The sequence below is a fragment of the Psychrobacillus antarcticus genome (genome assembly GCF_029533155.1).
GTDB classification, from domain to species: Bacteria; Bacillota; Bacilli; order Bacillales_A; family Planococcaceae; genus Psychrobacillus; species Psychrobacillus antarcticus.
In genome coordinates this window covers 49469-73483 of record NZ_JAIZDB010000012.1, presented here as the reverse complement: position 1 = coordinate 73483, position 24015 = coordinate 49469, and the positions used below count along the sequence as shown (strand labels likewise).

The following is a 24015-nucleotide window of genomic DNA, read 5'->3' as shown; positions in this document are numbered from 1 at the left end:
TCCTTAATCCGATGATATCTAAGTCGAAACCATTCTCTTCAAAAATCTGTTTAGGACCTTTTCCTGCCTGACTTTCCTTTACCGCACGAATTTTAAATTCCGCTGTATATTGAATAGCTCGATCAGATACGGATCCGACATTCAGATTGGCTTCTAATAAGCGCTGTTGATGTTCGTTAAAAAGTATTTTACTCATAATGTTTTCTCCCGTTCAAAGTTTGTAAATTTTAGTATAACGGGGTTTTGAAAAAGAAAAAACCCTGAATAGCTACACTTTTTATAAAGTGTCTACTATTCGGGGTTCAGTTCAAGTGTTAAAAGTCATCTCTCTTTTTTTTCTCTCTTTCTCGTTCCTCCAGTATTTCTGAACGATCTCGAAGCATATGCTTATGAATAAGAAAATGTAAGTCTACATTCGTTTCTAAAGGAAGCTGATTTACTAAAGATTGTAAAGTAGGGTTAGTAATGGCGATGGTAAATCCTTGAAATTTTTGACTGTTAATCATTGATTCGAGTGCGAATTCCATATTCTCTGTTAGCTTTTTGTAATCGAAGTTCTCAAAGAAAGGGGAATCCTGTGTTGCTTCCATTCTTTTCAAACTCGATTCCATAGTTTTTATAGCACCAGTAAAATTCCCGCGGCGCCAGTGATACATAGAAGTTGCTAACAAGATTAATGAAGTTAAAGCATGATGTTTATTTCTTGGCGAAACTTCCTTCCAATAGTCTTCCAACAACTCGTGACACTCAAAATAATCGAAGGTCTCATTAAATTGTTTGAGAAACGCCACAAAACTAGTATGAAATGTAGGGTGCATTACAATCACCTTTCCTCTATAATTATGTTAAAAACCGATAATAGGTGGAGTTTTATGTCTTATGAAGTGAAAACAGAAGCGTTTGAAGGACCTCTAGATTTATTATTACATTTAATAAATCGTTTGGAAATAGATATATATGATATAAAGATGGCAGAAATCACGGAGCAGTATATGGACCATGTTCATGCAATGCGTGTTCTAGAACTCAATGAAGCAAGTGAATACTTGGTTATGGCGGCAACTTTGCTATCCATAAAAAGTAAAATGTTGTTGCCAATTCATCAAGACGATGACATGGATGATGATTTTGATGTAAATTTACAGGATCCAAGGGATGAACTTGTACTTAGATTAATAGAATATAAGAAGTACAAGGAAGCAGCAGAAAACTTGCATGAGATGGAGGAGACCCGTTCACTCTATTATTCTAGACCACCAACAGATTTAAGTGAATACCAAACTAGTAAACAACTAGAATTACTTGAATTAGACGCGAATGTGTTTGATATGCTCGGTGCTTTTCAAAAGATGTTACGAAGAAAACAACTGAACGCCCCACTTAATACGCGAATAAGCAAGCAAGAAATATCGATTAAAGACCAGATGAAACATGTTATAGAGGTGTTAAAAAGAGGGGGAGGAAAATTATCATTTTATGACTTGTTCCCTACAAGAGATAAGAAAACGATTGTTACTACTTTTTTATCCCTGCTTGAATTGATGAAACGCCAGATTATACAAGTAGAGCAAAAAAGTAATTTTGAAGATTTGTTTGTGCAGTTGCGAAAGGAAGATATAGAAAGTGAATTCCAAGATGAAATTGATGAGTAATATAGAAAGTCTGTTATTTGTAAGTGGGGAGGATGGACTAACTAAAAAACAATTAGCTTTTCTAACTAGTTCGGCTGAGGAAGAAATTGAAAAAATCCTCCAGGAAATGATTCAGGAATATAAAACAAATCAAAGTAGGGGAATTGAGATAAAGCAATTAGCGGGAACCTTTCAATTGGTGACTAAACAAGAAAACGTAGATAGCATTCAGAAATTAGTAGAAAATCCAACAGCTCAGTCTTTGTCACAAGCTTCCCTTGAGGTACTAGCAATTATTGCGTATAAGCAACCAATTACAAGGGTGGAGATAGAAGAAATTCGTGGTGTCAAATCAGAACGACCAATTCATACTCTTTCTGCTAAAGGTCTAGTACAAGAAGTAGGTCGTGCAGAAGGGACAGGTCGGGCTATTTTATATGGAACGACAACTGAATTCCTTCAGTACTTTGGGTTAAAAGATATCACAGCACTTCCGCCACTTCCAGAAGATTTGTCCGTTGATGAAATGGAAGACACAGATTTATTTATGACAAAATTTCAAGAGACCTTTGAAGGATCGAAATAATTAAAATGAGGAGTATGATCCATTTTTAAAAAAACGGTACTATTTCTGTTGCTTTTTCTATTGTGGAATTTAAATGAGGCAGAGGCTTCATCCTCCTATGTTGTGATTGACGCAAATACAGGAAGATTACTAGAAGGTAGTAATCCAAATGCAGAACTGCCTATCGCGAGCTTAACTAAAGTCTGGACTGCTTTAACTGTGTTGGATAATGTTCCACTCGATGGGGAGATAACTATCTCCAATGCTGCTGCTACACAAGAAGGCTCATCCTTATATTTACAGGCAGGTGAGGTTTGGACTGTCGAGTCCTTATTGTATGGATTGCTGTTACGGTCGGGCAATGATGCAGCGTATGCGCTTGCTGAGCATACAGGAGGTTCGATAGAGGGCTTTACTAAATTGATGAATGAAAAGATAGAGTTAGCTGGGCTAGAAAATGCGCATTTCACTAATCCATCGGGACTACATCATGAGGAGCATTACGCTTCTGCAATGGATATGGCTAATATGTTCCGCATGGCTTTGCAGAACGAGGCATTTAAGCAGATTGCAACAGCCAAATCTTATACCCCAAAAGAAAAATCCGTCACTTGGGGAAATAAGCATAAATTATTGCACTTTAATGAATTTGCCTTAGCTGGAAAAACAGGGTATACAAAAGTAGCTGGAAGAACGCTAGTGACTTATTTTGAAGATAATGGGAAAAAAGTTATTGTGGTAACATTAAACCAATCAAATGATTGGAATACCCATACTGAACTTGCAACAAAAGTCTTTCAGACATACGATAATGTGAAGATTGTGGAAAAAGGGAAATATCGCCTGTTGGATAAACAAGTAATAGAAGTAAAGAAAGATTATTTCCTTTTACTAAATAAAGAAGAACAACAGACAACCAAAAATGTATTAATAATTCCACGTAAATCATCGGAGACAAAACCCTATCTGTGGAATGTTATGATTAATAATGAGGTTGCGTTAAAATTCAATGTTAAGAAAATTAAATAGAATTTTGAGGGAGACAGTTATTATAAAAGACTGTCTTCTTTTAATTTGTCCCAAAGTATGACATAATTCTTTAATATGAATTGGATAGAATGGACGAGGTGAATGTGTTGGAAAGATTACAAAAAGTGCTTGCACATGCAGGTATAGCATCAAGAAGAAAAGCAGAAGAAATGATAACACAAGGAAAAGTAAAAGTGAATGGAAAAGTAGTCACTGAGCAAGGGATAAAAGTTTCCGACAATGATGTAGTAGAAGTGGATGGGGTAAAATTAGAAAAAGAACAAAAAGTATACTTTTTACTTTATAAACCACGCGGAGTAATATCAGCTGTATCAGACGATAAAGGCAGAAAAACAGTAACGGATCTATTACCGAATGTGAAAGAACGTTTATATCCTGTAGGTAGACTAGACTATGAAACTTCTGGCGTACTACTTCTAACAAATGACGGCGATTTTTCATATGCACTCACACATCCCAAATATAAAGTGGAAAAAACATATGTAGCACGTGTAAAAGGAGTCCCTTTAAAAGAGCAGTTGCGTCCACTAGAGCGTGGAATCGTTTTAGAAGATGGTAAGACAGCTCCTGCGAGAGTTAAGCTATTATCATCTGAGCGAAAAGCGGATAAATCGATTGTAGAGATTACCATACATGAGGGAAAAAACCGGCAAGTACGCAGAATGTTCGATGCAATAGGTTTTCCAGTTCAAAAGCTAGTAAGAGAACAATTTGGTTTCTTAGGGCTTCACGGTTTAAATGCTGGTGAATGGAGAGAATTGACTGCGCATGAAGTAAAACAAATGAGAGTTTTAGCAGAGACAGGTAAAATAGGTAAATAAGACCTTTGTTCACAAAGCCTTCATAAGTAAGGCTCTTTTAAATGGTGAATTTTGTTATAATTAATCATGATTTTGGGTTATCTTTTCTTATAGCTATTGATCGAAATAGAAGTGTAATGAAATCGTATAATAATGATATACTGCCAATGACTATCTTGATCAATCTAGATGGTATGATCGAGAAAGTTATTAAAGGCGAAATGTCTGTAGAAGATAATGCGAGTTTGAGGGATCAAATTAAACCTTCATAAAGGAGTTTTAAAGATGGACAAGATAGTTTGTGCATGTGGTAACGTTAATCCAGCTGGTACAGAATTATGTGAAAGTTGTGGTCGTCCATTAAATAAAGAGACAAATGACAAAAAAATTGTAGATATGCGATATGAAGGATCTGCAAGACGTTCTCAAACGTATAACAAGACGATAATAGATAAAGTATGGAATTTCTTTTCCAGTGTAAAAGTAGGTATGTGGATAATCGTTGCGATTTTGGTTGCTGCAGCAATCGGTACTATACTTCCACAAGTATTTTATGTCCCTGCAACAACTGAAACGGATATTGCAGCATATTATGAGAGAATCTATGGTTGGTTTGGGACGATGTATTATAAGCTTGGCTTATCGGACTTATATAGCTCCTGGTGGTTCCAAGGATTAGTTGGAATGTTAGGTATTTCCTTAGTAATTGCAAGTTTAGATAGAGTTATACCACTTTATAAATCTCTAAAAAAACAGCAGACAAAGAGACATATTAGTTTCTTAAAGCGTCAACGAATTATTGGTATGGACCAAGCAAATGTTACAGAAGAATCTTTACTAAAAGCAGAACAAAAGCTTAAAGAGCTAAAATACAATGTTAAACGTGATGGCAATGCTATCTTAGCAGAACGAGGACGATTCTCACGTTGGGGTCCTTACGTGAACCATTTAGGTCTTATTCTATTTCTTTTTGGTGTTATGCTTCGTGCTCTACCGGGTTTTTATGTGGATGAAACGATGTGGCTACGTGAAGGCGAAACGCTTTATGTGCCCGAAACAGACGGTTATTTCCTAGAAAGTAAGGAATTCATTTATGAGACCTACTCAAAAGAAGAGTCTAAAGAAGTTTATGGGGAAGCAATCGATCGAGTGGGGACCATTGCGAAAAACTATCAAACAGATGTTGCCTTGTATAAAGGTCCAGAAGGTTCTATAGCGGGACATACGGAAGATTTATCATTTGTAAAAGAAGTATCTATTCAAGTAAATAAACCAATTAAATTTGATAACTTTTCTGTGTTCCAAATGGACTTCCGATTGGATGAACTGGCTACGATGACTTTCCAGTTACAAGATAAAGCAACACAACAATCATTTGGTGAATTTACGATAGATTTAGCAGACCCTCAGCCTGTTTATGAATTGAAAAAGGGGTATAAAGTCGAGGTAATGGATTATTACGCAGATTTTACTGGATTTGAAGAAGGGGTGCCACAATCTCAATCACCACTTCCTAACAACCCTGCCTTTTTAATTAAGATGTATAGTCCTGAATTCCCTAAAGGGGAAACAAGCTTTGTCATGATCAAAGAAACGGTTGAACCACTTGGAGAAAACAAACATAAAATTGCTTTCCAAAGTGTCGAAACTAGAGATGTATCTGGATTAACAGTTCGTAAAGATCTAACACTTCCACTTCTTGCGTTAGGAGGGCTTATATTCATGATTGGTGTAGCCCAAGGCGCGTACTGGAATCATCGTCGAATCTGGATTCAATTGTTAGAGGATGGACAGACAGTTGTTGCTGCTCATACAAACAAAAACTGGTTAAGTGTTAAGAGAGATTTGGACAAGGTTACAGAAGTAGCTCATCTTCCTAAATATCTAGATCAGCAGGATATAGATTCTTTAGAAGAAAAAGTGGATAAAGAGGAAGGAGTTTAACGAAATGGATATGGCATCCTTAAGTAGTACCCTATTATTTGTAGCTTTTGTAGCATATTTAATTGCTACGTTTTTATTTGGAGGAGCAGTTAAATCCTCCAATTCTAAAACTACCAAGTCCTTTGAAAGATGGGGTAAATTAGCAATTACCGTTACCATTTTAGGATTTATAGCTAATCTTGGTTACTTTATTACTAGATGGATTGCTGCAGGACATGCTCCTGTAAGTAATCTGTTTGAATTTACTACTGCATTTGGCATGATGGTTGTAGGAGCATTTATTCTTATATACTTTATATATAAAACACCTGCTCTTGGATTATTTGCATTACCAATTGGAATAATAATAATTGCATATGCAAGTATGTTCCCTACAGAAATTACACCATTAATACCAGCTTTGAAAAGCTACTGGTTAACTATTCATGTAATTACTGCAGCAATGGGTGAGGCGATTTTAGCGATTAGTGCTGTAGCAGGATTTATATATTTATTGAAAAATATTGATCTAACTAAAAAATCCAAGGAACGTTTTTGGATTGAAGCAGTTATGTTCGTTCTAGTACTTGTTATAGGTTTTATCGTTGCTACGGTTTCTTTCTCACTAGCGGATTATAAAGCAGAATATTCGTATATAAGTAAAGATGAAACGCAGCATAACATTGAATACACTATGCCAGCTTTATTTGGGATGAATGAGTCAGTAGCTCTGACAAAAGGTGCATTCGAACCACTAGTGGAAATGCCACCAATAGTAAATGCCAAAAAATTAACTACTGTAATTTGGACTATTCTTTTCGGTACAGTAATTTATATATTGTTACGTTTAATACTGCGTAAGCGAATTGCTTCTGTATTACAACCACTTACGAAAAAGTCTAATTCTCAATTGATGGATGAAATTGGTTATCGTGCCGTATTAATCGGTTTCCCTGTGTTTACACTTGGAGCATTAATATTCGCTATGATTTGGGCTCACGAAGCATGGTCACGTTTCTGGGGCTGGGATCCAAAAGAAGTATGGGCACTAATCACATTCTTATTTTATGCAGTGTTCTTACATCTTCGTTTATCAAAAGGCTGGGATGGTAAGAGATCGGCTTGGATTGCTTTAATCGGTTTCATCATCATTATGTTTAACTTGATTGCAGTAAATCTTATTATTGCGGGATTACATTCTTACGCATAACTTAAAAATTGTAAGTGCATAAGTTAGTTCTGACACAAAAATTAGTACTCTCTTGAAAAGCTCTTTTCTCTTTAGTGAATAAAGGGAAGAGCTTTTCTTTCATTTTGAGTACAGTAATTGTACAATATAAGTAGATGTTGAAAGAAAGGTTTGATAAAACTATGTCTGACATAATTAAACTTTTAGTAGTTGAGGATGAAGAACGTATTCGGAGACTATTAAAAATGTATTTAGAACGTGAAGGCTATGAAGTTGAAGAAGCTGAAAATGGCGAAGTTGCATTACAGCTCGCTTTAGAATTCGATTACAATTGCATCCTATTAGATATAATGATGCCCGAAAAAGACGGCATAGAAATGATGACAGAACTACGTTTGCAAAAAGATACACCTATCATTTTATTGACAGCTAAAGGCGAAGAAGCAAACCGTGTAGAAGGTTTTGAACTAGGAGCAGATGATTATATTGTGAAACCGTTCAGCCCAAGAGAAGTAGTGTTACGAGTAAAAGCACTTTTAAAACGTTCTACAGCTTTTGCACCTTCTCAAGGAGCATCTATTTCTAAAGAGATAGTAGTTTTCCCACATCTTACAATAGATCATGATGCACATAGAGTTACCGCGGATGGGGTGGAAGTAGGTTTGACTCCTAAAGAATATGAATTACTTTATTTCCTAGCGAAATCACCAGACAAAGTATTTGATCGCGAGCAGCTTCTAAAAGAAGTGTGGCATTATGATTTCTTCGGTGATTTAAGAACAGTTGACACGCACGTCAAACGGTTGCGTGAAAAGTTAAATAGAGTTTCTGAAAAGTCGGCTAAAATGATTGTCACTGTTTGGGGTGTCGGATATAAATTTGAGGTCATAAATGAATAGAATTTGGAATAGTGTTGTCGGGAAGCTTTGGGGGACCATATTGCTTCTCGTCTTATTTGTGTTATTTATCGTAACCGTTTTACTACTTGAATTTCTAGGAGATTTCCACACCGAGCAGGCGGAAGAATCACTTCGTAAAGAGGCCGTAACGATTGGTAAAATTGTGGAGCAGCATGACAATGTTGAAGACTCGTTTGAAATAATACGAGATATTTTAGGTACAGAAACAAATACTTTAATCGTCCGCAATTCAGAATCGGTTTTTTTATCTGTTCATGAAGGACTTAACAAAGAGGTAATACAAGAAAAGATCTTGGATGATAAGGACTTGTCTGAAATATATATATCTGAGACGCCAATCGTGAAGAAAATGCTGATGCCTGCTATGAATGGTGAAGATCGGATGGAAGATTATATAATACTAGCCACCCCTTTAGAATCCGATGAAAATATACATGGTGCTGTATTTATTTATCAAAGCTTGGAAGTAGTTAGTAAGACTACCAATAGTACGACGAAAATTGTTTTCTTATCCGGATTTATCGCATTGCTTTTAACTACGATGTTTACTTTTTTCTTAACCTCTCGTATTACATTACCGCTAAGGTCTATGCGAGAAGCTGCTATTGAGTTAGCTAAAGGTAATTTTGAAAAAGAAGTTCCTTATTTACAAAAGGATGAAATTGGAGAATTAGGAATCGCCTTTAACCAAATGGGAAAACAACTGAAGCACCATCTAGAAGTTATCAATCAAGAAAAAGAGCAATTATCGAGTATCCTAACGTCAATGACGGATGCGGTTATTACGTTTGATACTAAATTTGAAGTTCAAGTTAGTAATCCACAGGCAGATCTTTTGCTCGAAAAGTGGTATAAAAATGCCCAAACATTAGAAGATTCGAAACTGCCAGCCGAACTTCAGCATCTTTTGGAATATGTTTTCGATGTTAAGGAAGAGTTTGATGAAAAGCTAGAGATTAAAGGATCCTATTTTGCCGCATCTATCAGTCTTTTATACGCTAGTGGAAATAATGTGCGTGGTGCAGTAATCGTGCTTCGTGATATGACTGAACAGCATCGTTTAGATAAAATGAGGTCAGATTTTATCGCCAATGTTTCGCATGAGCTCAGAACGCCAATTTCGATGCTTCAAGGCTATTCAGAAGCAATAATAGACAATGTCGTCACAACAGAAGACGATAAAAATGAAATGATCCGCATTATATATGATGAGTCTAAGCGAATGGGTAGACTAGTAACCGAATTGTTAGATTTAGCACGACTAGAATCAGGTTATCTTAGTATATATAAAGAGAAAGTTTCTGTTGTCCCAACAATTGAGCGAATAACACAAAAATTTGATCAGGTTGCTAAAGAAAAAAATATTGGATTGTTTTTGGAGCATAACTTAACTGAAAATTTATCGATGGAAATTGATGAGGACCGTATGGAACAGGTCTTAACCAATCTAATCGATAATGCTCTTAGGCATACGAATGAGAATGGCTCTGTTACCGTCCAGTTAAGTAAGATTGATGCTCAATTTATCATAAAGGTAATTGACACTGGTTATGGAATTCCAAAAGATGATCTTCCTTATGTCTTCGAACGCTTTTATAAAGCTGACAAGGCCAGAACAAGAGGGAAAAGTGGTACTGGCTTGGGATTGGCTATCGCAAAAAATATAGTAGAAAGACATGATGGTGTCTTAACTGTGAAAAGCGAAGAAGGGGTAGGTACATCCTTTATTATCAATTTACCGATTAAAAATGTGTAACAAATATGTACTTGAAACGACTAATTGAAAGAACGGGGGGAGCCTATGAATGACTCCGTTTTCCACCGCCTGTATGATTCATATCATCAAGATGTTTTTCAGTTTCTCATATATTTGGTGAAAAATAGACAAACTGCCGAAGACTTGGTTCAAGAAGTATATGTACGAGTACTTAGAGCCTATAGTAGCTTTGAGGGGAAAAGTTCAGAGAAGACATGGTTGTTTTCAATTGCAAAAAATATAGCAATTGACCACTTTAGGAAACAAGCGGTCAGAAAAAAGAGGTTATTTGACTCATTTGACTGGGAAACGATGCAACTTGCATCTTCAGATATGTTACCGGAAGATTTAGTGCAGCTTAATGATGAGATGAAATCATTATTGGTAGCATTGGATGATTGTACCGGAGATCAGAAAATGGTCATTATCATGAGATATTTCCAAGAGCTCTCGATTGCAGAAACGGCCGAAATTTTAACTTGGTCCGAAGGGAAAGTAAAGACAACGCAACATCGTGCAATTAAAGCACTTCGTGAGCGATTATCTGATAGGCGAAAGGAGGCAGATGTTCATCATGAGTGAGAAAAAGACAGAAGATCATGAATTAGATGAGCTATTAAAAAGTATGCCTCGGTTTACAGATGAACGCTCGAAGGATGAAATATACCAACAAATTAAGTCGGTAATTGATACTCAGGAGAAGATGGAGAAAGGGAATCGGCTAGGCGTTTCATTGAACAAATGGATGCCATTTGTCATTTCCGTAGCGTCCGTATTAATTTTAACTGTTCTCGTCTCTTCCTTTGTAAATAATAATGAACGTTCCAGTCATGATAAGGCTGCTGAATCATCAATGGCTCAAGATAGTGCCAGTATGAAGTCGTCAGAAGTGACAGAGGAAGCTGTGGAAGAAGCAGAAGGAATTTCTAATGATAATATGACGGTTATGTCTGAAAAAGTAGCTGCCACGTTTGAATTAGTGCCATTCGATAGCCCATTTACTTCCGTTTACGAAAATGATTTAAATGGCGGAACCGTATTTCATTTTTCTTTGTTAGAAAATGCTCTTTCAGTTCCAATCACAATTGTAATTCCTAAGGAACAAATCGAATATAATTTTCCAAATAGGATTCCAAATAGCTTGGAACTTTATGAAAGGTATGCGTTTGAGATGGATGAAACTTCCCTTGGATTCCAAGACTATCATCCTTACAAAGGTTACTTTTTGGCAGAAGGCAATATGTTAAAACATTACTTGCCAGCAGATCACGGCTACGATACTACCCCTGGAACAGCGGCTCCATATTTTTCTTCCATCGATGAGATTTTTGCTGATTTTGATTCGTTAGCAATTGTAAAGGAAGATGGATCGCCGATTGAATGGGATCAGGTAGGCACTTTAGATGACGCAGTGGCACTGAATGGTAAAGAGAAGAAGGTAAGTTATTTTGCCTATAAGGCTTTTAATGAAGAGACATATTTAACACCTAATTTTAACAAAAAATTTGCAACACTAACAGAAGCGCTAATGGATATGAAAAATCCTGAAAATGACATTTATGCTTCTGTTATACCGAATGATGTGACGTATACAGTGGAAGAGGATAGTGGTTTGGTAGTGCATTTTGATGAGCCATTAAACTTGGAGTTATTAGATGCGAGGGAAGCATCTCGTTTGATAGAAGCTTTTTCCTTAACAGCAGCAAGCTTTAATCAATCCATCCAATTAGATAATATGATACAAGATAATTGGAATGGAATCGATCTAACAAGCCCCCTTCCAGTACCAATTGGTCCGAATGGCTTTGCTATGCAAACCAATTAAATAAGGTAAACTGCCAATGCTTATAAATTAAGCTTGGCATTTTTTGTTTTGGGATAGGGCGTAAACTTGTGTAAAGACCATAAGGTTTCAAATATAGCCCATAAGTTATGCGAAATAGCCCTTAAAATTACTTTGATAGCTCATAAGCTATAAATGAAACAGTAAAAATAAATCGCAACCTGAAGTCCCAGTTGTTTCTTAAATACAAACAGTTATATTGCATATACTGTTTTAATTTGTTAAGATGTTATTAATTCAAGATAATATCTTGAAGGATAATAAAATATTGATTCATCTTCGGGGCAGGGTGCAATTCCCGACCGGCGGTAGTAGAAATTTATTTCTTCAGCCCGCGAACCTTAACAGGTTGATTTGGTTAAATTCCAAAGCCGACAGTATAGTCTGGATGGGAGAAGGTGAAGGTGCAGTCGTTTTTCGTATGCTTATACGGATACGCTTATTAAAGTGTACCTTGTTCTTCCTTGAACTTTTATTAGTTCGAGGGGTTTTTTAAGTATACAAACGTTCTGAACTTTTCTTCTTGTTGAATCGCAAAAGGAGAGAGGATTTTATGTTAAAAGGCAATACGCGGATGCTTATTGCAGTCGCAATGCTTAGTAGTATTTCTTTTGTATTAATGTTACTTGCATTTCCATTACCGGCATTACCGGCTTATTTGAAGGTGGACTTTAGTGATATACCAGCTTTAATCGCTGCTATCACGATGGGACCAGTAGCTGGGATTTTAGTTGCATTTTTAAAAAACGTGTTAGATTGGCTATTTGCAGGGAGTCCAACTGGTGTGCCTGTTGGTCATATGGCAAACTTTGTAACTAGTATCTTGTTTTTAACACCTGTGTATCTGATTTATCGTAAAGTTACTACGTCAAGAGGAATTATGGTCGGATTGGGAGCAGGAACTGCTTCTATGGCGATTGGTATGAGCGTACTAAATTATTATGTGTTTTTACCAATGTACTCTTATTTCTTAAATTTCCCAATGGAATCAGGAACAGCATTGTTTAATACGATTATTTTTGGTATTTTACCTTTCAATCTCATTAAAGGTATATTAGTAACTATTGTGATGATTGTATTATTCAAACGAATGAAGCCATTCCTTGATAAAGTAACTAGTTCATATATGAAACCTAATACAAATTAACAAAAAGTTGTTTCTCCAATAGGAGGAACAACTTTTTTTACTAGATTAAAAGTATAGGAGATTATTTTTGCTGCGATCCCAGATATCCGAGTATGTCAAAGAATTAAGAGATACCCCTGATTTGCGTTTCATGTGGAGAACAAAGGCTAAGTGCGCCACTTCCTGTGGCAAAGCCTTTGTGACCAACTTCCTGTTGGCCTCCTCGTTCGCTACGCTCCCTGCGGGGTCTCGATTTTCTCGCTTATCCCGCTGGAGTCGCCACCTTCCACTCCAATCATATTATGTGTAGTACTCAAAAATAAGATTTAACATTGGCTTTCGCTCTGATGATAAGAGTAGTCCAAATTAATATAGGGATAAAACCGTCTGTTGAATTAGGGATACTATTCTGTCATGAAGAATGTAGATCTTCTTTAATCTAGTGGAAATAAATAGAAATAGTAAGTGTTTACTGAATAAAGAAGCGAATAGCGAACGAAATTGTATCTGCGTGAGCTTGCTCTATCAATAAGAAAGTATCTTTTCTCTAGTTATCTAAAAACGATTTTACCTGTTTCTAAGTGTTGTAGAAGGGCGACGGACAGGTAAATGCCATTAGATTACCGAAAAAAGGGATGCTGGTTTGGTTGTGAGGTCCGTCACAACCAAACCAGCATCCCTAAAAATTCACACGGTAATCATATAGCAAAACGGCTGTCCAAAGGCCTCCGAAAAAAAATGATTTTGACCTTAAAGGATCTTCGTCTTTTTGTCCAATTCTTAATAGAATAAAAAAATGGTGATCATGACATTGTCACAACCACCATTCTAAATACTATTCGTATTTTAGTGCGTCGCCTTCGAAAGACTCGTCTGCTACTTTAATTGAATCTGTAGGACAACCTTCAAATGCATCTTCCATATCTTCCATTAGTTCTTCTGGAACTTCTGTAGTACCCATGTTATCATCTAAAATAACGAAGGCAATGCCCTCATCATCATAATCATAAATATCAGGGGCAGCGGCTCCACAAGCTCCGCATGCAATACATGTATCTTTATCTACAATTGTATATTTTGCCATTATTATGTTCTCTCTCCTTTATAACTTGTAAAACGAATATGCTATCGTATTCATTCTAATGATGTTTCTCCTACATTTCAACCAAAATACTTCAGAAAAGAGAGGTATTCATATGCGTTTTCATCAAACATTACTATTTATTATACATAAGATAAGCGGTCAGCGTTCTGAGAATGCGCCATATTATTTGTTAAAAGGTAAAAAATCAGGCCAAACTATTCAAGATGTGACATATTTTCAACTTCATGCATTTTTCTCTATTCTTCCACAATTATCAAAAGAAGATTATGATGCAGCGATAGCTGAATTGATTAATGGGAATTTTATTCAGTTAAAAGAATCACTCGTTCATATAACCGAAAAGGGAATAGAAGCACTTCCACAAGACAAAAAGGTCCTCTTAAACGGTTGGCAATATAGAGGGAAGGAACAAATCTTTTGGAAGAGAATTGATTTAGTTGTCCAAACATTGTCACAGTTTCGGGCAAATGAGAAAAAATTTGTACCAAACCAAAAGGATCTTGCCACTCAGCATTTCGTTAAAGATTATTTAATCCAGCATAATTATCGGGAATTCAACTTGAGTACTGATATTAAGCGGGAAATAGTTCATTTACTCGAAAATCCTTTGTTAGATGACCTACACAGAACATTATTTATTTATCGTCTTAGTGGCTATAAAAAAGCTGGTTTGACATGGGAGCAACTGACTCGATACTACCAAATGACAGATTTGAGTATCAAAATTTCTTTTTTAGAATGCCTGCATATTATGTTAGATAATATTTCGGTGGAGACAAATCCTCGGTTAGTAGATTTGGCAAAAGATATTCACATCGATACACCACTAACTGACTCTGCTTTTAAAACAAATAGCTTATTTGAAAAGGGATATACTATGGATGAAATTGCTAAAATAAGAAAGTTGAAGATTAATACAATAGAGGATCATGTGATTGAAATAGTCTCTACCAATAAAAATTTCTCTATTTCAACTTTTATTTCGAAAGAGCAGGTAGAAAGAGTTCTTCACCTATCAAACGAGTTACATACAAAGAAACTCACCATCATAAAAGATAGGATACCAGAAGTTAGTTTCTTTCAAGTACGTTTAGCATTGACAAAGGGAGAACAAATTCATGAATAAACTAAATGAAATTCTTCAAAAAAAGTTCGGTCATGCAAGCTTCCGAGATGGGCAACAGGAAATAATTGAACAAATGATCGATGGAAAAGATGTCATCGCAATCCTTCCTACTGGTATGGGGAAATCGCTTCTGTATCAGCTACCAGCTTACCTGATGGAAGGAACGGTAATTATCGTGTCACCTCTTTTATCACTTATGCAGGATCAAGTGGAGCAATTGAAAATAATAGGGGAAAAAAGAGTGATTGCCATCAATTCATTTTTACCATTCCAAGAAAGAGAATTGGCTATTCGCCACCTAGCTGACTTTAAATTCATATTCACTTCCCCAGAGATGCTGCAAAATGAACAATTTAACAGAGCGCTAAAGAATCTTTCTATCGCCTATGTCGTGGCAGATGAAGCTCATTGTATTTCTCAGTGGGGTTTTGATTTTAGGCCAGATTATTTAAGAATATCCAATTGGTTACATTCACTAAATGATGTGAACGTTCTAGCTTTGACAGCAACAGCGACAAAAGATGTTGTGGAGGATATTAAAAACACTTTACGAATGAACAACCCATTTGAATACATTCATTCACTCGATCGAGCTGCTATTGCTTATGAAATGGTAGAGGTAGAAAACCAACAAGAAAAAATGAATTGGATTTTAGGCAGAGTCACCTCTACAGAAGGTCCAGGGATAATTTATACACAATCACGTAAAAAAACGGAAGTTTACGCAGCGATGCTAAGGGAACAAGGAATTTCTATCGCCTATTACCATGCAAAAATGGAGCAAAGTGACCGGATATTAATCCAGCAACAGTTTCAGCAAGGGCAATTAGATTGGATTTGTGCGACAAACGCTTTTGGAATGGGTATTCACAAAGATAATATCGGGCAAATTATTCATGATCATATTCCGTCCTCGGTAGCAGGCTATATGCAGGAGGTTGGAAGGGCTGCAAGAGATGGAAAACAAGCAATCGCCTCTCTTTTATATACTTCTACAGATGTTGAACACACTTTTTACGTAGCGATGCAAGACTTTCCAGAAGAACAAGATATTCATATCGCCTATCAGCCTGAGTACGCTGAAGTAGAACAGGCGGAGACAACAACCCGTATTTTAGCTTACTGGAAAGAACGATTAAATGAACAAGAAACCATTCAATTATTTAAACAAATTAAGCAAAAAAAGTGGCAGGACATTCAAAGTTTTTACTCCATGATACAAAATGATACTTGTATCCGTCGGCAACTACTACATTATTTTGACCAAACATTGTTAGAAAAACCTGCCCATTGTTGCTCCAAATGTAGGTTAGACGTTACAAGCGTCTTACGAAAGAGAAAAGATGAAAAGAATAACCAAGATAGATTGAATTGGAAAAATAGACTAAATATCCTCCTACCATCGTAATACATTTGTTAAGTTTACTTTTTCTACAATATTCGTCATAATAGAAGTAGATATGAAGGTAGAAATGGAGTTTGAATAAAATGAACCAAGATGATTATCAAAAAAAAATCGACGAACATCGACAATCCATTGGACAAGATGACGATTCCAATGAAATGAGAAGAAGTAGAAGTATAAATAAGAAACCAAAGAAGAAATCTAAAAACTTATTAATCCCTACTGTCTTTTTTATTTTTATTTTAATACCAGTTAGTATATTTATTTATGTACAATTCTTTTATGAAGCTGATCCAAATAAAGCAGAAGTAGTAAAAAATGATACGATTCATGTTGAAACACAAACGATTAATAATGGAACAGAAAAAGATGAATCAACCAAAGAAGAGGTAGAAACTCCAGTAGAAGTTGTCCCTGAAAAAACGGAGCAACCAGCCGAAGAGCCAGCAGCGGTAATAACGGAAGAACCAAAAGTGGAAGTGACAGAAGAGCCAAAGCAAGAGCCAGTGGTAGTTGAAAAAACAAAACCTACTGAAGTAACTAGTTCTAAATCGCATATAGTGAAGGAAAATGAAACGCTATATCGTATAGCTGTAAATTATTATAATGACCCAACAGCAGTCGAAAAAATAAAATCTGCAAATGGTCTTTCATCAAATGAAATTTCAGTTGGACAAAAGTTAGTGCTACCTTAAACGTTAGAAAGAAGGATATTTATCACGAATGTTGAATATATAAAGTATATCCTAAGATGGAAGAGGTGCTAATATGTTTGTAAAAAGTGTGATGATCCCAAAAGAAAAATGTATAACAGTTCAAGTGGGTACATCGGTGTTGTCGGCTCTCCGTGAATTAGAAGAAAAAGAAATGGATGCTTTACCGATTTTAGATAATGGGATGTATGTGGGTATGTTCAACAAGTACCTTGTATATAAAGCTTATTTCTATAGCAATCTGGATAAAGTAACGTTTATGGAGCAAACGAAAGTAACTGATATTATGACATACGAAGATATATTTGTTACGTATGAAGATGTTTTCGAAAATGCAATGATTAAGCTTCATGATTTCCCAGTCATAGCAGTTGTCGAGGATCGAAAGTTCCTTGGATTGGTTACCCGATATGATGCAGTGGAGCAATTTAAAAGTGCATTTGGTATGAATATTAAAGGGACGCGTATCACGTTCACTTCTGTTGAATCAGAAGGGCAGATTCAAAAAATGACGGACGTCCTTCATAAATATCATGCCTCGGTCATTTCCATCGTAACTTTTGATGAAACCGATAAATTATTCAGACGTATCGTATTAAAAATAGCAAATGATACAAAGCTTGATCGTATTTTAGCAGATTTAGAAAAGTCAGGTTTTCGTGTTCTACATATTGATAAAGAAGAGTAGCGTTTGTAGGTAGTAAACTCGAGTTTAGGACAGGGGAATTTCCCTGTCCTTTTCCATGTTGTTTGGGGGTATATCATTGGCTGTATGGATAATTGGTAGTGCTTTGTTTATAATTTTTGGCCTTTTTTTGTATATGTTATTTTTAGCTTTTCAAACAAATGTTCATACCCATTCTTTATTAATTGACGAATGGCCGAGGGACCATCAATTTCATGTTTTTTTTATATCTGACATTCACCGGAGAAAAATAAGTGAGAAACTTATTCGAAACCTCAATGGTAAAGTGGATATAGTAATTATTGGAGGAGATTTAACAGAGAAAGGCGTACCTTTAAAACGAACAAATGATAATATTAAAAAACTTGCCAAGTTAGGAAGTACTTGTTATGTGTTTGGTAACAATGATCGCGAAGTGGGAGAACAAAACTTACGAAGCATCCTAAATTCACATGACGTTCACATATTGGAAAATAACTCCATGAAGTTTGAGAAAAATAATTTTTCAGTTCGTATAGTTGGGATTAATGATGGATTTGCCGGGAATGTAAAAATATATGAGGCATTCAAAGAAGTGGAAGAATCGGATGTCATCATTTTTGCAACGCATGCTCCTACGTACTTCCATAATGCCAAAAAGGTCAGTAAGCCACATCTTCTTTTAGCTGGACATCTTCATGGTGGGCAAATCCGCTTCGGTCCATTTGGAATTTATGAAAAGGGTAGCTATCGTGAAAAAGAAAATAGTACTGAGCTCATTAGTAATGGATATGGAACGACGGCAGTTCCACTCCGACTTGGAGCAAAATCTGAATGTCATCTAATTACTATAAGTGGACGGCATTAAGAGAAAGAAAGAAAGAAAGAAAGAAAGAAAGAAAGGAAGTTTTTTTGTGTATCAACAGGTAGATGTATTAATCGTTGGAGGAGGACCTTGTGGATTAGCAGCTGCTATTTCTACGCAAAATATTGGACTTAAAACCATCGCAATCGAGAAAGGGAATGTAGTCGAGGCTATTTATAATTATCCCACACATCAAACTTTTTTTAGCACAAGTGAGAAATTATCCATCGGCGGGGTTCCATTTATTGTAGAAGAGAGAAAGCCAAAAAGAAATCAAGCGCTAGTCTACTATCGTGAAGTGGTGAAACTAAATAATATAGATGTCCATAAATATGAACAGGTGCAAAAAGTAGAGAAACAAAATAATAATTTTAAGGTGTACACTTCAAAGGAAATATATTTAGCTAAAAATATAGTCATTGCAACTGGTTATTATGACCACCCTAACTATATGAACATTCCTGGGGAAGACTTAGCAAAGGTACATCATTATTTTAAAGAGGGGCATCCGTATTTCGGTCTAGATGTATTGGTAATAGGCGGTAAAAATTCGGCTATCGATGCAGCACTAGAACTGAACAAAGCAGGAGCTAATGTGACAGTAGCTTACCGAGGGAGCGAATATTCATCGAGTATAAAGCCTTGGGTCCTTCCTGAGTTTGAGGGTCTTGTCAGAAATAATGATGTACAAATGCATTTTGAAACAGAAGTAATAAAAATCGGAACTTCTGACGTAACATTAAAAAGTATTAAAACAGGAGAATTCAACATTCCTAATGATTATGTATTTGCCATGACGGGTTATCATCCTGATCATGCATTTTTAAAACAAATGGGTATTCAAATCGATGAAGCTACAGGGAGACCTTCCTATGACACGGAAACGATGGAAACGAATGTAGGAGGAATTTTCATTGCTGGTGTTATTGCTGCTGGTAATAACGCAAATGAAATATTCATTGAAAATGGACGATTCCACGGGGATCAAATTGCCAAAGAAATAATGAGAAAATCAGACAATGAATAATAATATTGAATCATCCCTAAATTTTTGGTATTAGGGGTGTTTTTTTGTGGACAAAATCAATGGATGAAAATAAGTAATGGATAAATTTACCGTTCCGCAAGTAAATCCTTATCGTCCACAAGTAAACAGCGATGGAGAGCTAGTAACCAATAGGATTGAGCTAGTAAAATACGATGTGGCGCAAGTAACTATCAGGTGAACGCAAGTAAATGGTCAGGAAGTAAAGTGGATAACATTAAATGGACGAATTACTTAATAGTTTCTCCAAATTTGACCCCATTTGAAAAAAGAGTAGCTGTCGTAGACTCACTGAGTTACGACAGCTACTCTTTAATCATCTGTACCCCTAAAAAATAAACTTAATTGCTTTCTGTGGATCAGGATGGTTCAATGCGATCAGTAAGGCGAGTCGGGCTTTTTGTCCATTTAAGCCTTGTGCAAAAATCACTCCTGCGTCTTTAAGTCCTTTTCCTCCACCTTTATAACCATAGACGTCTTGTGCAATTCCATTAAAACATCTGGAAACTAATACAATTGGAATGCCTTTGTTTAACGTTTCTTCAATGACAGAAACAAGGCTAGGAGGCACATTTCCCTGACCTAAGCCCTCCAATACTATTCCATCATATCCTAAATCTATGGAAGCTTTTAGCAAGTCTGGTTCCATGCCTGCATATACTTTAAACAATGCGACTTTTTTCTCGATATGCTCAATTGGAAAGACAATTCGATGGTTGGGAGAATGATGAAAATGTACCATTGATTTAGATATAAAGCCTATAGGGCCATATTGTGGACTCTGAAAAGTACTCACATTACTTGCATGAGTTTTCGTTACATTTTCCGCAGTGTGTATTTCATCGTTTAATACAACTAGTACCCCTTTCATTTTTGCATCATCTGAAGAAGCGACTTGGATAGCGGATAGCAAATTATACAATCCATCTGCTCCAATTTCATTCGAAGAACGCATTGCACCAGTAAGGACAACCGGAATATCTGTATCAACGGTTAGGTCCAAAAAGTATGCAGTTTCTTCTAGGGTATCTGTTCCATGCGTAATAACAACCCCATCTATATCAGCAGTTACGATATAGTTATCGATAAGCTCTTTCAACACCAACATCTCGATAGGTGTAATATGAGGTGATGGTAGATTAAAAGCCTCTATTTCTACTATATTTGCCAATGATTTAAGTTTTTCCGCCTCGATTAAAAGCGGATTTTGATCTGCTGGCACTATAGCTCCAGTTTCAGCGTGTACCTGCATGGATATCGTGCCACCTGTGTGAATAAGTAAAATAGTTTTCATCTTAAGTACCTCCCATATTCTGATTATTTAAGGTATAATAGTGATAATGAAATGGAAGGAGTAAGGATATGTTCATACTACTTTCCGTTGCAATAGCCCCTGCTTTAGCACTGTTAAGTTATTTTTACTTGCGAAAAGAAATTTCTGCAGAACCTTCTAGATTATTGTTACATACATTTATATATGGCGCCATTCTAACATTTCCAATCTTGTTTATTCAACATGTTTTTCAAGAGGAACAGATTTTTTCTTCTTTATTTATACATCAAGCTATTGTAACGAGTTTATTAGAAGAGTTCTTTAAATGGCTTGTTCTAATTGTTGCTATCTACAAACATGTGGAGTTCGACGATCCCTATGATGGCATTTTATATGGTGCAAGCGTAGCGTTAGGTTTTGCGACTGTTGAAAATATATTATATTTATTGAATTTTGGTATGGAGGCAGCAATTTTACGAGCGATTCTTCCAGTTTCCAGTCATGCCCTATTTGGTGTTTTGATGGGATACTATATCGGCAGAGCAAAATTTGCGACCTTAACGAAATCTCGTTATGAAATATTTTTTGCACTAATGGCACCATTAATCTTGCACACGATTTATAATAGTATATTAGGGTTAGACATTACAGGCTTAGAGCTTTTATTGATGGTACCATTTATGCTGTTTTTGTGGTTATTTAGTTTATCCAAAGTAAAGAAAGCTCATGTTTTATCACGTAAAAAAAGATTTGTGGATCATGAATATTATGTAGAAGAAAAAGTCTAGCCAATTGCTAGACTTTTTTTGTATATTTTAGAGCATCTTACACCATGCTAAGTAAAAAGGAGAGATGTCGTTTGAAACAAATAAAGTACATTCTGATTTGTTTGCTATTTTGTACGTTCAGTTATACTTTTTTCAATGAGCAACCAACTACCCAGGCCTTCTCTGCTCAAATATTAGAACGAGGTGCCTATGGAGATGACGTTATTGAACTCCAAGCAAGATTACAGTATATAGGGTTTTATAAGAGTGAGATAGATGGTAAGTTTGGTTATAGTACCTATTGGGCATTAAGGAATTTTCAGGAAAAGTATGGCCTTCCCATAGATGGACTGTTAGGAGAAAACACCAAGAAAAAATTAGTAGGTGTTTCAGATTATGATAAAGAATTTGTTCATGAGCAGATAAAAAAAGGGAATAGTTTCACATATTATGGTGGGATAGATTTAGATAAGCAAGTAAAAACCCCACAAAAATCAGAGAGTACAAATATGCAATTACCACCACAATATTCGGAAAAAGATTTAAAACTGATTGCCAATGCTGTGTATGGTGAAGCTCGAGGAGAGCCTTATGAAGGACAGGTCGCAGTGGCAGCGGTAATTTTAAATCGCGTGGAACATCCTGATTTTCCAAATACAATATCAGAAGTAATTTTTCAACCTCGAGCTTTTACAGCTGTAGCAGATGGACAAATCTGGCTAGAACCAAATGAACGTGCAAAAGAAGCAGTATTAGATGCACTAAATGGCTGGGATCCAACCGAAAATGCTATTTATTATTTTAATCCCGCTACCGCAACGAGTGAATGGATTTGGAGCAGACCACAAATTAAAACAATAGGACAGCATATATTCTGTGCTTAAGGAGATAAAATGAAAAAAATTATATGGGTAATCGTGTCTTCCGTTGCAGCAGTTTTCCTTGTGTATCATTTCTCCGTTCAGTCACAAAATAATAGGCTTGAAAATGCATTAGCAGTACAATATTCCAACCAGTTGACCTCAGCTTCTGAGAAATTAACGAAACTAACAGAATCTGTAGATCAAACAATGTTATTTACAGATAAGGAGGCTTTAGAACAGCCTTTAGATGATGTATGGAGGATTTCTTCAGATATTAGAACTTCTATAAGTGCATTGCCAATAAATAGTGAAACATCTGCAGTATGGATGAATTACTTAAACAGACTAGGCAATGGCGCTGCACAAGTGAAAGAAGGCAAAGTACCAATTGAAGAATGGCAAAAGAATATGGTTACTACTAGAGAAAACTTGCAGGACCTTTCCAATCAATGGGCATTTACAAACAAAGACGGTGGGAGTAAGGATTATATTGTTAAAGCATTTGTTCAGAACAAATTAGATCAAAGTGGTGAAAAGAGTTGGAAATCTCTAGGTAACTCTGTGAAAGCTTATACAGAAAGCGATTTCCCAATGACTGCAAGTGAAGCGGATCAACAAAAGAAAAAAGATTTACAGCACATTAAGGACTCCGATATTACATCAGCGGAAGCAAAAGAAAAGTTCTTTAAATTGTTTCCGGAATTTAAGGATGCAAAGATTCACATAACAGAAAGCTCACCAGATGCTCCTTACCCTTTTTACCATATCCAATTTCATAAAGGCATTCGAATAGGGTATGCAGATTTGACTAAAAAGGGTGGACATATATTATCATTTTTAATGGAAAGACCTTTTGAAAAGACAACGATAACCGTACAACAGATGAAAGATAAATCCGCTGAGTATATGAAAAATTTAGGTTTTACTGACACGGAGATGGTCGAATATCGTGAAAATTCGATAGCCTGGCATTTAGCATTTGCAAGAAAAAGCGAAAATAACGATGCTTTAATCTATGCAGATGGTATACAATTCAAAATTGCGAAGGATAATGGTGAATTACTTGGTTTAAATGCAATGGAATATATTCAGAAAGAAAAAATTGAGAATCAAAAAATAGTGCCATTAAATAAAGCGGATCTTTTTTCAAGTAACTTTTTGGTAGAAGAAGAGCGATTAGCATATGTGGAAAATAAACAGCTGCAACAACGTTTGGCCTACCAATTATTAGCAGTGAACGAGTCTATTGGCACATATAAAATTTATATTGATACTGAAAACCATGAAATTTTACATGCAGATAAACTTCCCTAAAGATTTTTTTTATAGAAATATATCCACTTAAGTGTCATAATAGAAAATAAATTATGATATTAAAAGAGGGTT

The 24015-nt window shown here is 35.9% G+C and carries 25 protein-coding genes, 1 pseudogene and 1 riboswitch; of the genes and pseudogenes, 22 read left to right on the top strand and 4 right to left on the bottom strand.

Features of this window, described 5'->3' with window-relative positions; all coding sequences use genetic code 11:
* Together LDK52_RS08255 and LDK52_RS08250 are read right to left on the bottom strand one after the other, a co-directional pair.
* Nucleotides 1–196 (bottom strand): annotated as a pseudogene (locus LDK52_RS08255) (IS3-like element ISBsp3 family transposase); the annotation flags it as partial.
* 118 nt (nt 197–314) lie between these two features.
* Nucleotides 315–818, bottom strand: a complete 504-nt coding sequence (locus tag LDK52_RS08250) for a DUF309 domain-containing protein (protein WP_277585478.1) — start codon at nt 816–818, stop codon at nt 315–317.
* A gap of 54 nt (nt 819–872) precedes the next feature.
* On the opposite strand from LDK52_RS08250, the gene LDK52_RS08245 reads away from it, so the two are divergent.
* The 12 genes from LDK52_RS08245 (at nt 873) to LDK52_RS08190 (ending at nt 12824) form a co-directional block, all read left to right on the top strand.
* Complete coding sequence (locus tag LDK52_RS08245; protein ID WP_277585477.1) at nt 873–1652, top strand: segregation/condensation protein A; 780 nt, start codon at nt 873–875, stop codon at nt 1650–1652.
* Nucleotides 1645–2217 carry an SMC-Scp complex subunit ScpB gene (scpB, locus tag LDK52_RS08240; RefSeq protein ID WP_277585476.1) on the top strand — a complete coding sequence of 191 codons (573 nt, stop codon included), beginning with the start codon at nt 1645–1647 and terminating at the stop codon, nt 2215–2217. The genes LDK52_RS08245 and scpB overlap by 8 nt, the downstream gene beginning before the upstream one ends.
* A 60-nt stretch (nt 2218–2277) precedes the next feature.
* Entirely contained in the window at nt 2278–3225 is a 948-nt protein-coding gene (locus tag LDK52_RS08235) for a D-alanyl-D-alanine carboxypeptidase family protein (protein ID WP_277585475.1), read from the top strand.
* Nucleotides 3226–3332: 107 nt separating this feature from the next.
* Nucleotides 3333–4067, top strand: coding sequence for a pseudouridine synthase (locus LDK52_RS08230; protein WP_277585474.1), 735 nt, complete (start codon nt 3333–3335; stop codon nt 4065–4067).
* 41 nt (nt 4068–4108) lie between these two features.
* A complete protein-coding gene (locus LDK52_RS08225; protein ID WP_277585473.1) occupies nt 4109–4318 on the top strand; it encodes a thioredoxin domain-containing protein in 210 nt (69 codons plus the stop codon).
* Nucleotides 4319–4331: 13 nt separating this feature from the next.
* A complete protein-coding gene (resB, locus tag LDK52_RS08220; protein ID WP_277585472.1) occupies nt 4332–5990 on the top strand; it encodes a cytochrome c biogenesis protein ResB in 1659 nt (552 codons plus the stop codon).
* Nucleotides 5991–5994: 4 nt separating this feature from the next.
* A complete protein-coding gene (ccsB, locus tag LDK52_RS08215) occupies nt 5995–7179 on the top strand; it encodes a c-type cytochrome biogenesis protein CcsB (RefSeq protein WP_277585471.1) in 1185 nt (394 codons plus the stop codon).
* A 161-nt stretch (nt 7180–7340) separates the two neighbouring features.
* On the top strand, nt 7341–8057 hold the full coding sequence (locus LDK52_RS08210; RefSeq protein ID WP_277585470.1) for a response regulator transcription factor: 717 nt from the start codon (nt 7341–7343) through the stop codon (nt 8055–8057).
* Nucleotides 8050–9834, top strand: a complete 1785-nt coding sequence (locus tag LDK52_RS08205; RefSeq protein ID WP_277585469.1) for an ATP-binding protein — start codon at nt 8050–8052, stop codon at nt 9832–9834. Before LDK52_RS08210 ends, LDK52_RS08205 begins: the two co-directional genes overlap by 8 nt.
* 45 nt (nt 9835–9879) lie before the next feature.
* Nucleotides 9880–10416, top strand: a complete 537-nt coding sequence (sigX, locus tag LDK52_RS08200) for an RNA polymerase sigma factor SigX (RefSeq protein ID WP_277585468.1) — start codon at nt 9880–9882, stop codon at nt 10414–10416.
* Complete coding sequence (locus LDK52_RS08195; RefSeq protein ID WP_277585467.1) at nt 10409–11659, top strand: hypothetical protein; 1251 nt, start codon at nt 10409–10411, stop codon at nt 11657–11659. Before sigX ends, LDK52_RS08195 begins: the two co-directional genes overlap by 8 nt.
* A gap of 289 nt (nt 11660–11948) precedes the next feature.
* A riboswitch (FMN riboswitch) is annotated at nt 11949–12081 on the top strand.
* A 149-nt stretch (nt 12082–12230) separates the two neighbouring features.
* The gene (locus tag LDK52_RS08190) at nt 12231–12824 is read left to right on the top strand and encodes an ECF transporter S component (protein ID WP_277585466.1); all 594 of its coding nucleotides are present in this window, start codon (nt 12231–12233) and stop codon (nt 12822–12824) included.
* Between the two features lie 814 nt (nt 12825–13638).
* On the opposite strand, the gene LDK52_RS08185 is transcribed toward LDK52_RS08190, so the two are convergent.
* Entirely contained in the window at nt 13639–13887 is a 249-nt protein-coding gene (locus tag LDK52_RS08185; RefSeq protein WP_211893911.1) for a ferredoxin, read from the bottom strand.
* 112 nt (nt 13888–13999) lie between these two features.
* Here LDK52_RS08185 and LDK52_RS08180 point away from each other — a divergent pair, with 112 nt between their 5' ends.
* From LDK52_RS08180 to LDK52_RS08150, 7 genes are all read left to right on the top strand, one after another.
* On the top strand, nt 14000–15034 hold the full coding sequence (locus LDK52_RS08180; protein WP_277585465.1) for a YpbB family protein: 1035 nt from the start codon (nt 14000–14002) through the stop codon (nt 15032–15034).
* Entirely contained in the window at nt 15027–16442 is a 1416-nt protein-coding gene (locus LDK52_RS08175; RefSeq protein WP_277585464.1) for a RecQ family ATP-dependent DNA helicase, read from the top strand. Before LDK52_RS08180 ends, LDK52_RS08175 begins: the two co-directional genes overlap by 8 nt.
* An 80-nt stretch (nt 16443–16522) precedes the next feature.
* Nucleotides 16523–17134, top strand: a complete 612-nt coding sequence (locus tag LDK52_RS08170; protein ID WP_277585463.1) for a LysM peptidoglycan-binding domain-containing protein — start codon at nt 16523–16525, stop codon at nt 17132–17134.
* 73 nt (nt 17135–17207) lie between these two features.
* Nucleotides 17208–17840 (top strand): CBS domain-containing protein, encoded by a 633-nt coding sequence (locus LDK52_RS08165; protein WP_277585462.1) that lies wholly within the window; start codon nt 17208–17210, stop codon nt 17838–17840.
* Nucleotides 17841–17916: 76 nt separating this feature from the next.
* On the top strand, nt 17917–18684 hold the full coding sequence (locus tag LDK52_RS08160; RefSeq protein WP_277585461.1) for a metallophosphoesterase: 768 nt from the start codon (nt 17917–17919) through the stop codon (nt 18682–18684).
* A 46-nt stretch (nt 18685–18730) separates the two neighbouring features.
* Complete coding sequence (locus LDK52_RS08155) at nt 18731–19708, top strand: YpdA family putative bacillithiol disulfide reductase (protein WP_277585460.1); 978 nt, start codon at nt 18731–18733, stop codon at nt 19706–19708.
* A gap of 76 nt (nt 19709–19784) precedes the next feature.
* A complete protein-coding gene (locus LDK52_RS08150; protein ID WP_277585459.1) occupies nt 19785–19907 on the top strand; it encodes a hypothetical protein in 123 nt (40 codons plus the stop codon).
* Nucleotides 19908–20054: 147 nt separating this feature from the next.
* Here the strand turns inward: LDK52_RS08150 and LDK52_RS08145 are convergent, their stop codons facing one another.
* Nucleotides 20055–21020: an asparaginase gene (locus tag LDK52_RS08145; protein ID WP_277585458.1), complete on the bottom strand. Its 966-nt coding sequence runs from the start codon at nt 21018–21020 to the stop codon at nt 20055–20057.
* A gap of 68 nt (nt 21021–21088) precedes the next feature.
* Between LDK52_RS08145 and prsW the strand changes: the two genes are divergently transcribed.
* The 3 genes from prsW (at nt 21089) to LDK52_RS08130 (ending at nt 23943) form a co-directional block, all read left to right on the top strand.
* Entirely contained in the window at nt 21089–21787 is a 699-nt protein-coding gene (gene prsW, locus LDK52_RS08140; RefSeq protein ID WP_277585457.1) for a glutamic-type intramembrane protease PrsW, read from the top strand.
* A gap of 95 nt (nt 21788–21882) precedes the next feature.
* On the top strand, nt 21883–22650 hold the full coding sequence (sleB, locus tag LDK52_RS08135) for a spore cortex-lytic enzyme (RefSeq protein WP_407081801.1): 768 nt from the start codon (nt 21883–21885) through the stop codon (nt 22648–22650).
* 9 nt (nt 22651–22659) lie between these two features.
* Nucleotides 22660–23943 carry a PepSY1/2 domain-containing protein gene (locus LDK52_RS08130; protein ID WP_277585455.1) on the top strand — a complete coding sequence of 428 codons (1284 nt, stop codon included), beginning with the start codon at nt 22660–22662 and terminating at the stop codon, nt 23941–23943.
* The last annotated feature ends 72 nt before the right edge of the window (nt 23944–24015 follow it).